Annotated in this window: 10 protein-coding genes; 4 read left to right on the forward strand and 6 right to left on the reverse strand. The window is 45.7% G+C overall.

Translation table 11 applies throughout. The features are described 5' to 3' along the window. The first annotated feature begins 6 nt into the window (after positions 1-6). Entirely contained in the window at positions 7-1,290 is a 1,284-nt protein-coding gene (ftsW, locus tag ACR32F_RS22245) for a putative lipid II flippase FtsW (protein ID WP_440110839.1), read from the forward strand. 169 nt (positions 1,291-1,459) lie between these two features. Here the strand turns inward: ftsW and ACR32F_RS22250 are convergent, their stop codons facing one another. Then, positions 1,460-1,822, reverse strand: coding sequence for an Asp23/Gls24 family envelope stress response protein (locus tag ACR32F_RS22250; protein WP_440110841.1), 363 nt, complete (start codon positions 1,820-1,822; stop codon positions 1,460-1,462). Between the two features lie 178 nt (positions 1,823-2,000). Between ACR32F_RS22250 and cax the strand changes: the two genes are divergently transcribed. Next, complete coding sequence (cax, locus tag ACR32F_RS22255) at positions 2,001-3,071, forward strand: calcium/proton exchanger (protein WP_440110843.1); 1,071 nt, start codon at positions 2,001-2,003, stop codon at positions 3,069-3,071. Positions 3,072-3,255: 184 nt separating this feature from the next. Here cax and ACR32F_RS22260 read toward each other — a convergent pair whose 3' ends face one another. From ACR32F_RS22260 to ACR32F_RS22280, 5 genes are all read right to left on the reverse strand, one after another. Beyond that, on the reverse strand, positions 3,256-3,549 hold the full coding sequence (locus ACR32F_RS22260; protein WP_017687426.1) for a YlaN family protein: 294 nt from the start codon (positions 3,547-3,549) through the stop codon (positions 3,256-3,258). A gap of 225 nt (positions 3,550-3,774) precedes the next feature. After that, positions 3,775-4,020, reverse strand: coding sequence for an HPr family phosphocarrier protein (locus tag ACR32F_RS22265; protein ID WP_440110845.1), 246 nt, complete (start codon positions 4,018-4,020; stop codon positions 3,775-3,777). 96 nt (positions 4,021-4,116) lie between these two features. Then, positions 4,117-5,232, reverse strand: coding sequence for an aminopeptidase (locus tag ACR32F_RS22270; protein ID WP_440110847.1), 1,116 nt, complete (start codon positions 5,230-5,232; stop codon positions 4,117-4,119). A gap of 110 nt (positions 5,233-5,342) precedes the next feature. Next, positions 5,343-6,209 (reverse strand): hypothetical protein, encoded by an 867-nt coding sequence (locus ACR32F_RS22275; RefSeq protein WP_440110849.1) that lies wholly within the window; start codon positions 6,207-6,209, stop codon positions 5,343-5,345. Between the two features lie 128 nt (positions 6,210-6,337). Beyond that, a complete protein-coding gene (locus ACR32F_RS22280) occupies positions 6,338-8,317 on the reverse strand; it encodes a diguanylate cyclase (protein WP_440110851.1) in 1,980 nt (659 codons plus the stop codon). Between the two features lie 464 nt (positions 8,318-8,781). Here ACR32F_RS22280 and rpsD point away from each other — a divergent pair, with 464 nt between their 5' ends. Together rpsD and ACR32F_RS22290 are read left to right on the forward strand one after the other, a co-directional pair. Continuing rightward, a complete protein-coding gene (gene rpsD / locus ACR32F_RS22285) occupies positions 8,782-9,381 on the forward strand; it encodes a 30S ribosomal protein S4 (protein WP_440110853.1) in 600 nt (199 codons plus the stop codon). Between the two features lie 184 nt (positions 9,382-9,565). Next, positions 9,566-11,668 carry a methyl-accepting chemotaxis protein gene (locus ACR32F_RS22290; RefSeq protein ID WP_440110855.1) on the forward strand — a complete coding sequence of 701 codons (2,103 nt, stop codon included), beginning with the start codon at positions 9,566-9,568 and terminating at the stop codon, positions 11,666-11,668. Positions 11,669-11,807: the final 139 nt, after the last annotated feature.

The following is an 11,807-nucleotide window of genomic DNA, read 5'->3' on the forward strand; positions in this document are numbered from 1 at the left end:
TGAACAATGAAACAACAAACAGCCCAAACGAAAACGAAGAGAGGCACGCCGGATTTCCAACTGCTAATCCTCACTTTATTGTTAGTGGGCTTCGGACTGGTGATGGTATTCAGCTCCAGTTCCAGTATTGCTATTGCAAACAAAAATTTTAACAATGATGCCCTGTACTTCACGAAAAAACAACTAATGTGGGCGGTTATCGGTTTAGTGGGCATGTTTTTTGCCATGAATATCCGATTTAATAAGTATAAAAAACTATACGCACCTTTTTTCCTGCTCACCACGGTAATGTTATTGGTTGTTTTGGTTGCAGGCAAGAAGGTAAACGGTGCCCGAAGCTGGATTGAAATTATCGGCTTCAGCGTTCAGCCCGCCGAATTTGCCAAAATCGCGATTATTCTGTACCTTGCTGCGCTGATCACCAAAAAAGGGGAACGCTTTAGAGATCTCAAGACAGGGTATATTCCTGTGCTGGTCATTGTCGGGTTCATTGCCGGACTGATTATGCTGCAACCTGACTTTGGTACATGCTTCATTCTTGTGGCTACTTGCGGTCTGGTCATCTATGCAGGCGGCGCCAGTATGAAGCATATCATGGGCTCCATTCTACTGGTTGTCTTGGGAGGAGCGCTCGCGCTCGGGGCTAATGCCCTTTTCTCCTCCGTATCTTCTCCGGACAGTGCAACAGTGTCTCTAACGGAAGCGAAGCAGAGCTACAAGATGGATCGGATCCAGGCTTTCCTAAATCCACATTCAGATCCAACGAATGGAAGCCTTAACCTCTTACGCTCCCTTGTTGCCATCGGGGATGGAGGCATCACCGGATCTGGTATTGGACAAGGCACGATTAAGCTGCATTATTTGCCAAATGCGTATAATGACTTTATTTTCTCCGTGATTGGTGAAGAACTCGGATTCATCGGAAGTACATTATTCCTGCTCGTTTACCTGTACTTCATCTGGCGAGGAATCATTGTCTCTCTCCGCTGCCCCGATCCATTCGGGACATTAGTCGGTATAGGGATCATGGGTTTAATCGCGATTCAGGCATTTATCAACATTGGAGGCGTGACGCAGACCATTCCGGTGACGGGGGTTACCCTTCCGTTCATCAGTTATGGCGGTACCTCACTCTTTGTGATGATGGTCGCCATGGGTATTCTGCTGAGCATCTCGCGCACCAACAATCTGGACGTGGTCAAGGAAGAGAAGACGAAGTCGGTGACCGTTCAGACCTCACGTACTTCTCCTGCCCTTCGTTCACGGGAATCCATTCGCCGAATTCGGTAATTTGGGATAAAATTATTTTCGAACGTATTTTGAACTAAATTTTTTAAATTTAAACAAACAAAAACCTTCGCGTCTGATCGATGCGAAGGTTTTTGTTTGTTTGTTTGTTGTGTATCCAGATGAAGAACCCGTTTTATACCTTCTGTTCTTCCATCACTTATGCAAAATTTTACAAGTCGTCGCCTCTGAAAGATACGCCCTCTACCTTAACATTGACTTCAACAACGCGTAACCCCGTCATCGTCTCTACCGCTTCTCTTACATTCTGCTGAAGCATGCGGGAAACTTCATGAATCGGTGTCTCGTACAGGACGATAATGCGCAGATCAATGGCTGTTTCCAGCTGGCCGACCTCAACGCCTACACCTTTTTGTACGTTTTTACCGCTGAGACGCTTGGCCCAGCCCTCTGATAATCCTCCAGACATTGCGGCAATTCCGGGCGTTTCCATCGCAGCCATTCCGGCAATTTTCGCCACCACGTCATCGGCAATACGGATGTTCCCGCTCTCCAGTTGAAGTTGTTCTGCCATGCCACATCCTCCTTCACTTCGTTACTCGTATTTTAAATCCTTTCCACCCCAAAAAGCAAATCAAACTCAAAAAGATGCGTTTACAACCCACCACCATTTGGTTATATTGAAATATGAAAATAATCTCATAAGCTTTATCCATTGTTATTTAAATAATTAGTTAACCGAGGTGTTTGTTGTGAGAAACCGGATTTCATCCATTTTGCTGATTGCATTCTTTACACTCAGTGCCATCGCCCACTACTTGAAATGGGATTCGATTCTACAGTTCGTAATATCAGCCATTTCGGTTATATTCGTGGCCGGTTTTTTAGGCAAAGCCACCGAAAATGTTGCGCACTATGCTGGACAGCGACTAGGCGGTTTTTTGAATGCAACGTTCGGCAATGCAGCCGAATTGATCATTGCCATCTTTTTGGTCAGAGAGGGACTGTTTGATATGGTTAAAGCCAGTTTGACTGGCTCCATTATCGGGAACCTGCTGCTTGTGCTCGGATTAAGTATTTTTGCCGGAGGACTCAAGTTCAAAATCCAGAATTACAACGTATCTCTTGCGGGTTTAAACGGCTCTCTGATGATCGTAGCCATTATCGCGCTGTTTATTCCGGCCGTCTTCCTGAATACGCACTCCATTACCCAGAAAGACACGAACACACTCAGTCTCATTGTGGCAGGCTTGCTAATACTCGCCTACATCGCCTGGTTGCTGTTCTCCATGGTGACACACAAGAACTATCTCGCAGACGTCACGGCAGATGAAGATGAGGAATTGCCACATGAACATGCGCCAGCGTGGTCCATGAAAAAGTCTGTTCTTTATCTGGTGCTGGCAACAGTCATGGTGGCCTTCGTCAGTGAATGGCTCGTTGGCACGCTTGAAGTCTTCACCGAGGAGTTTGGCCTCAGCGAACTGTTTGTAGGTGCATTCCTGGTTGCCATCATTGGTAACGCCGCAGAACATAGTGCAGCCATCATGCTTGCCATGAAAAACAAAATCGGTGCTGCGGTGGAGATTGCGGTCGGCAGCAGTTTGCAAATCGCCCTTTTCGTTGCCCCTGTACTGATTTTTGTCAGTTACTTCACAGGCAGAACGATGGATATCGTGTTTACGACGATTGAGCTGGTCGCCATTGGCGTATCCGTCTTTATCGCCAAGTCAATCACCCAAGATGGTTCAACGAACTGGTACGAAGGTCTGCTCCTGCTCGTGGTGTATATCATTCTGGGTGTATCGTTCTTCCTGGTATAAACCCGGTCGCAACGTATCTAAGTTAAAATAATTCAGCCCGAGAGGCAGCCCGAAAACACATTTCGCGGCTGCCTCTCGGTTGTATGGTCTGGTTTGGCTGTCCCCAGGCTTCTTCCGATTTCCCGCACAAAAAAAGCATGCAAAATACCTGCATGCCTTCTATTCTGACCCGCACGGTTGCAGGCTATTGCTCATTCTTTTTGTTCAATGCCTCATATAGAATTGCCAGATTCCGCTCGAGCGCGCTAACGAGCTGCTTACCTGCACCTTCAGGAAGAAGCCCTGCACGAACAGCAAAATCGACTTCCTTGGAGAACCCATACATCTGTGTATCCAATACTTCCTCATAGAGAGGGCAGTAGCGGGTAGCCAGATTCTCCATCTGTACTTCAATAAGCTTCTGTATTTTATCTGCATCTTCTTGAAGAAGACTGATCGCTTTCAAATTCAGCTGGTCCTGCAGATCAGATGAAGTCATGCATTTTTCCCCCCTATGTCCCAAAAATCGCGTAAAGACGTTCTACATCTAATATTAGACGAAATGAGGAGCTAATACAAGAACCTGACCAAAATAAGCACATAAAGTGAAGCCTCTTATGAAAGCCTATTCCTTCATATTTGTAACGTTCCTGCAGGACTAATGATTGATCCTATGCAAAAAAAGCACCCCTGCCATTATAGGCAGAGATGCTTCTTAGACCCATTACTCGGATGCGATGCTTACATTCAGTCCATGCTTGGCAAATACTTCTGACATGGCTACTTTGGCTTCGTCTGCATCTGATCCATGAACATGCAGTTCATAGCTGTGCGTGCTGATCAGTGTTGTAAACAATCCGAGAATACTTTTCACATCGATATACTTGTTCTCTGAATGAAGCACGATTGAAGAAGTAAACTTGCCTGCAGTTTGAGCAATTTCCACTACTGCCACATTATTACTCGACATAGGAATCCCTCCGTCTTTTCACATTTGGTATCATCTATTAATTACCACTACATGATACCGTGAATCCGCTTTCCGAGCAACAGCTAATTGATGCTCTTATTTCAAACGGTCCGGATTGAGGCATTCCAGCTCAGGAATAACGAAGATTCCGTCTTTACGAATCAGTACATCGTCAAAGTAAATCTCGCCGCCGCCGTAGTCTGGACGCTGAATCAATACCAGATCCCAGTGAATGGAGGAACGGTTTCCGTTATCTGTTTCTTCATAGGCCTGTCCTGGTGTAAAGTGCAAGCTACCTGCGATTTTCTCATCAAACAGAATGTCCTTCATTGGGTGCAGGATATGCGGATTGAACCCAATCGCGAATTCACCGATATGACGAGCACCATCATCCGAATTGAGGATTTCATTCAAGCGCTCTGTATCGTTGCTTGTCGCTTCAACAATTTTGCCATCCTTGAAAGTGAACTTGATATTTTCAAAAGTCACTCCGTTATATAGCGTTGGCGCATTATAACTAATCGTTCCGTTCACGGAATTACGTACAGGGGCACTGTAAACTTCGCCATCCGGAATATTTTTTTGACCAGAACATTTCTCAGCACCAATATCTTTAATGGAGAAGCTAAGATCTGTTCCTGGACCCGTGATGCGCACTTTGTCCGTACGATTCATCAGGTTAGCCAGGGAATCCTGTGCTTTGTCCATTTTGGCATAATCCAGATTGCACACGTCGAAGTAGAAGTCTTCAAACGCCTCCGTACTGGTATTCGCCAGCTGTGCCATGCTTGCATTCGGGTAACGAAGCACAACCCATTTTGTATGTTTAACCCGTTGTTCACTATGTACCGGATGAGAATACAGTGAATTGTACATTTTCATTTTTTCTTCCGGCACATCGGACAGGTCATTCACATTCTCCCCTGCACGAATACCAATGTAACAATCCATTTGCTTCATCCGGTTCAGATCAATCTCTGCCCAGGTTTTCATCATCTCTTCTGTTGCATTTTTCAACATGGCACGTTGTACGGTCTTATCCGTCAGCTGTACAAAGACGTTACCACCTTTATTGCCTACTTCTTCAATAATTGCATTAATCAGATCACGTTCCGATCCAATCATTTCAACCAATACATTTTCGCCAGGCTGTACATCTACTGAGTAGCCCACCAGATTGGCTGCGAGCTTTTGAATTCTTGGGTCCTTCATCTTGTAAAATCCTCCTGTCATCTGCCATTCTTGAATTGAACAACGGTAAATTACGATACTATTGTAGCACGCTACAACGATCCCGTCAGCAGGCAGCTCCCCCAACTCACTTACTCATAAGCCCTGAAGTTTACATCCGTGACAAGTGCTTCTTTATTGCTTCTGTTGCCCATATCCTTATATTTCACCTGACTTTCCGAAGAAAGTCGCAGGGGCAGGCTAGTTTTTCGATCTATCGTAAGATGATATACCGTTTGTACTTCGGCCTGCTTCATCATCTGCACCATCGATGTTTCTCCTTTCTCCCAAACTTTATTTAAATCCTTTTCCAGCTTCTTCTGACTGCCTCCCTTAACCGCACTTGCCTTGTGCATATACTCTGCACGGATCGCATTCATCTCATCATTAAGCTGGGTGAGTGCCCAGGCTTTGGCGTCTTTCGGCGCAAGTTCAATCCGTAATATTTTGGTTCGACGGCCTGAACCATACTCGGACTTGATCGTTTTGTTCAACCGATCGATATTTTCCATTTGAGCGATTGGATTGAAACGGGAGAGCGATCCGCGCAGAGGCTCATGCTGGGCAGTCAAAGCCATCCACTGGCCTTTTTTTCGTTCAAAAGAAGCGCTAAAGCCGCTTGGTTGCCCATTATGGTTAACCGACGCGGCATTCACCCCTTTTACTCCTGTTCCGGCAGCAGCCACAGCTCCAGGAAGCCGCGTTTGCAGGGTCAACCGATCATGGTTCTCAAGCTTGCCTTCAAATTTGAACTGATTCTCGAACAATCCGCTGCTCTCACGTCGCAATCCGGCCTCCCCATCAAAACTCAGCGTTTCTTTACCTGCAAGTCCGGATAAGGCCAGTGAAAACAACTCTTCTGGACTTCGATCTCGCTGCAAGAATCCACAACCAGGAGCACTTATTACCATAATGCTTAGAATCAACAGTAATCCACGTAGAGACCGACGGCTCAACATATTCTACTTCACCCTTCCGTCAACTTTCTCCATAGCCTGCCCCTCCCTTATATGCTTATACTTCCTTCGTTTGACATCTCCTCATCAAAAAATAAAGAGAACGACTCCGCAATCGGAATTGTTCTCTCTTAACGTGTTACTTCCTGTTCTTCCACCACGATCCGGTTTCGTCCACCATTCTTCGCACTGTACAAGGCCATGTCAGCCCGATAAAATAACGACTCTACACTAATCTTCTCATCCATCCAGTTCCATTCGGCAATACCACTGGATACTGTCACCGAAGGCCTTGTCTCTTGAGCAACCCTCGTGCGGATAACTTCAGCATATTCCAGAGCTTGACGAGTACCGATCTGCGGCATATAGATTGCCAGTTCTTCTCCGCCCCACCTGGCACAGATATCCTCAGGACGAACAGAGCTCGTTACAATATCGCTCACCTGTTTTAGCACCTGATCACCCGTTTGATGCCCAAACGTATCATTCACCTGTTTGAACTGGTCAATATCAACTACAATCAGTGAACCACAGAATTCATGTGCCTGACGTTCATGGATAACGCTATCCAAATAATGCCTTACATACAATCCTGTCAGCATGTCCAGGTTCGCCAGACGTCGGACCTCGGCATGAAGCGTCGCATTGGATAGTGCCAGCCCGATATGAATGGACAACATCTGCAATAACCGGTAGTTATCGTACGAGAAATATTGCTTTTTTGTATGTCCGAGCAAAATAGCACCCTTCACATCACCATTCACCCGAACAGGTGTAGCCATCAGAGACATCGAGCCGGTAAGATCCATGAATACCGAAGACACTTTCTCATATTTCTCATAATTGGATAGGATAAGCGGCTCCTCTGTCTGATACAGCAAACCTACAATACCGTAGTCCACCGGAAAGGATTTGCGGTATACCTCGTTAACATTGGATGACATCACCTCGAATTGATTCGTACTGTCATTCAGTTGAAGGATGCAACACGATTCAGCCTGAAATATGTCCCTTAACTCCTGTTCGGAGAATTGATAGATCTCCGTCAGTTGCAAGCTCTTATTCAAGCGTTGTGTCAGATCATTGATTAGACGAAGTTCCTGGATTAACATATTTGATTGTTCGTGCAACTTGGCGTTTTCAAAGGCTGTACCTGCGGTATCTGCCATCATGGTAATGAGCTGCAAATCGGAATCTTCCAGTAATTCTTCATTCATCTCAATATGGAACACACCATAGATGCCTTGTTTTCCTTTCAGAGGAAGACCCACCTCCAGAATGCGCTGTTCCCCTTCTTCTGACCGGACAATGATCAGCCCGCCCTCCATGAATGTACGAACACAGATATCTTCCCCACGTTCATGAACAAGCAATGGTTTGATTCGGGGATTGAAGCTGCTCTGATCCTGAGACATATACAGTGTCATGCTAGTGGTTGGATATAAATAGTCAATACTGTCAAACACTTCATCCAGTATTGCATCCACATCCATTTTGTCATGCATCCGTTGAACGATCTGCAAGAGAATCGACCTTCGATGTTCTTCAAGGGCAGTTTGTTCATGAGCATGTAATAGATCCGCCATAAATATGTATTCAAATCTTCGGTAAAAGCAGGTACGATAGTGCATTGCCTCCGATCGAACAACGACTTCTGACGTTTCATATCGATTTTGCTCGTAGGTGATAGCAGTAAATACGGCAAACATATCCTTGTTGGTTCTGGAGAAGAGAGGCTCTGCCATGAGATGGTACTCTCCATACTCGGTAGTTCCTCGTAGCGACTGTGCCTGTCCCGACTCAATGCATTGCAATACAGTTGGATACACATCTATGCCTGAAGCAACTTCTTTGCCGTGCCCCATACAGATGCCTTCCGTATTCCATACGCTGTATACCATGGATGAATTGTCAGAGTTAGGTTGTCGTTGAGTATGCCAATCGGTGTATGCTTGTTGAAGCAGGTTTTCCAAGTATGAAAAATCAAATGGTGTGATATCCATTTTTTGCATCCAGAATGCATGCTCTTCATGAGGAACAGCAGAAGATGCGGAACCGCCCGAACTTCGTGAATTCAAGCTAGCTGGTATACTTCTTAGATGTTCTAACATATCAGGCGCTCCTTTGCACCGTTTTTGCATCCACTAGGATGCATTAATCTGCAGACGTTATCGCAAACCTGCAAATACTTACGACAACCTTGATCTACAAGTTCATTTAAAGTTAAGATACATTCTATTTTACTCTCTTTAAAGCTTTTTTGCATCCATATTTCAGAAAATTGTCCCATTATTTTAGGCCTAATGACCTATCGACAAATTTAGACGTTTTTTTTGCTTTTATCCCACGCTTGACTTTGGTTCTAGTAGACTGTAAAATAAATTGTTGATGAAGACTACTAAATGGGTCTTTAAATTTGGGCATTACCGGTTGTGTCACCCTCATTCTTTTTGTTGCTTTCAGGACAGCGGCTGAACTTTCCTGATCGTCCTATGCGCGGCCAAGCCCGCATCAACAAATTGGAGCGCAAACAGAGCCCTATATGAACTTTAACTAAAAAGGAGCTACTTTAAACATGGCACGTTACACTGGTCCTAAATTTAAATTGAGCCGTCGCCTCGGCATTTCCCTGAGCGGAACAGGCAAAGAATTGAAACGTCCTTTCCCTCCAGGTCAGCACGGAGCTAACCAACGGAGAAAAATCAGCAACTACGGTATGCAATTGCAAGAAAAACAAAAATTGCGCCACATGTACGGTTTGGGCGAGAAGCAATTCCGCACATTGTTTGCAAAAGCACAAAAAATGCAAGGTATTGCCGGCGAAAACTTCATGTTCTTGCTTGAGTGCCGCCTTGACAACCTCGTATATCGCCTTGGGTTCGCTAACTCCCGCGCTGGTTCGCGTCAGTTGGTAGCACATGGTCACGTAACTGTAAACGGCAAAAAAGTTGATATCGCTTCTTACCAAGTAAGCACTGGCGATGTAATCAGCTTGCGTGAAAGAAGCCGCGGTCTTTCTTCCGTTAAGGAAGCTTTGGAAAACCGTTCGCATCTTCCAGCATACGTAGAATACAACGAAACTTCTGCAGAAGGTAAATTCATCCGTCTGCCAGAGCGTGCGGAATTGTCCCAAGACATCGACGAACAACAAATTGTCGAGTTCTACAACCGCTAATCGTTGGAATTTCATTAAAGCTTCACTCCAAACAGCTGTCGAGATCCTCTCGTCAGCTGTTTTTATGTTTTTTTCATATGTGTATTCATTATAAAGCTCTAAATAACGATATAAACTGTATACTCCCTGTTGGAGGTTAGATTTAGCTACATAACATCTAAAGAGAGACAAGGGGGGATTGAGTATGAAGTTTTTACGTAACCGCAAATTGGCTGTCAAACTTGGACTTTTACTTGGATTAGTATTGCTCTGCTGTATCGGAGCCTTGATTGCATTCAATACCAAAATGGTTTATGACAAAAGTCTTCAGTACGGTGAATCTATTGCCGGGCAAGCTTCAGACCGGGCTTCAAACGAATTTATGAACGAAATTTACCAAGTGAAGAACACACTTGAAACGATGAGTACCACGTTGCTGGATGCCGCTCATACCGGCTCGCTCAACCGTGAAGAAGTTGTTCGGCTTCTTGAGCAATATTTGAAAAAAGACGAAAAAGTTTTCGGATTTTACACCGGATGGGAACCCAATGCCTTTGATGGGAAAGATTCGGACAATATCAATAAAAATAAATATGATGATGCCACCGGTCGCTTCGTTCCTTATGTTGTACGTGATGGCAACTCCCTCCTTCTGGAGCCGCTGCCTGGCTATGAGGGAGAAAGTGAAACAAGCACTTTTTATCAGCAACCCAAAAAGAGCAAATCCATCTATTGGTCTGAGCCCATCACCTACACGGTTGCCGGCAAAGAAACCTTGCTTGTCTCCATCGTCCTGCCTTTGCTAGATGAGAACAATACGTTTCTCGGCATTGTTGGAGCCGATTTCACCATTGAAGGTTTTCAACAAAAAATAGCTTCACTGAATCCCGATAACGGTTATGCCATGCTGATTACCGGTGAAGGAAAGCTTGCTGCACACGGTACCCAATCCGAGCTCGCCAAAGGAGGCGCTGCAATCCCACCAGAGATCCAAACCGTCATTAAGCGTGTACAATCGGGTGAGTCCCAATTCTACCTCTCAGATGGATCGGAGCAGGGTCTGTTCATCTCTGAGCCTGCCAATTTGCAAGGTTCGGAATCCAACTGGTATCTCGTGTCTGCACTTCCGAAAAGCCATATTTTGCAGCCCTTCTATGACAGCTTGAGCTGGTCGGTTCTGATTGCTGTACTGGCTATACTATTGCTTGCTGGTGTGGTAACCTACACGATCATGTCCATTGTGAAACAAGTGAACCGCGTCAATGTCGTTGCCGGTCAGCTGGCAGAAGGGGATCTGACACAGAAGCTTCCCGTTCAATCCAAAGACGAGTTCGGCGTGATGTCAGGTCATCTCAACCAAATGATGGACACGCTCCGTCATACGATTTCGGTGATATCCGAGCATGCTTTATCCGTAGGCTCCACTTCTCAACAGTTGACCGCAAGTGCCGAAGAGACGGGTAAAGCCGCTGAGTTAATTGCCTTGACAGGTCAGGAAGTCGCGGAAAAAGCTGGCACGCAAATGCATGAGCTTCAAGAAACCTCCCGTGCCATGAATGAAATATCCACAGGCATTGGCCGAATCGCACAAGCGGCCGCGGATGTAACCGATTCTTCGCGAACCGTGGCTGAACGAACTACAGCGGGAACAGATAAGATTCAGTCGGCTATGCGGATGGTGGACTCCGCTTCTTCATCCGTGCAGAACTCCATGTCAGCACTGGAAAACTTCCGTCAGCGATCCGAACAGATTGGTCACATTACCGGCATGATTACCGAAGTCAGCCGCCAGACCAACCTCCTCGCCCTCAACGCATCAATCGAAGCTGCACGAGCGGGTGAGCATGGTCGCGGATTTGGTGTAGTAGCTTCCGAAATTCGAAATCTGGCGGAGCAGTCCCGGACTTCGGCTGTACAGATTGCTGAATTAATTGATAGCGTCCAGCAAGAGGTAATCACACTCGTTGAGAATATGGAAAAGGGAAATTCCGAAGTACTTCATATTGCCGATGTAATTAACGAAAGTGGAGAACTATTCCTCTCCATCTCGTCGCAGATTTCGGACGTTAATGCGCAGATTGAGGATGTTTCGGCCATCGCAGAGCAGATGTCAGCCGGATCTCAACAGGTGGACGCCACACTGGAGCAGCTCAAAACCATCGGTCATGAGACGGCGGATCACGCGATCAGTGTTGCAGCCGCCTCGGAAGAACAGCTTGCATCCATGGAAGAGATTACAGCAGCATCTGCTGCCCTCGCAAAGCTAACACAGGAACTGCTGGAACTGATCCAACGTTTTAAAACCTAACTTCAAGCATATGTCTGCTATCATTACTCTTCTTTAACGCAAAAAAATAAACATTATAGAGGAGGTCGTACCTGTGAAAAAACGGGAACGGCCTCCTTCCCATTAGTTCTTGTGTAAGGAGCCGTCATCGTGCCTCTGG

The sequence above is a fragment of the Paenibacillus hebaui genome (genome assembly GCF_051934385.1).
Classification (GTDB): domain Bacteria; phylum Bacillota; class Bacilli; order Paenibacillales; family Paenibacillaceae; genus Paenibacillus.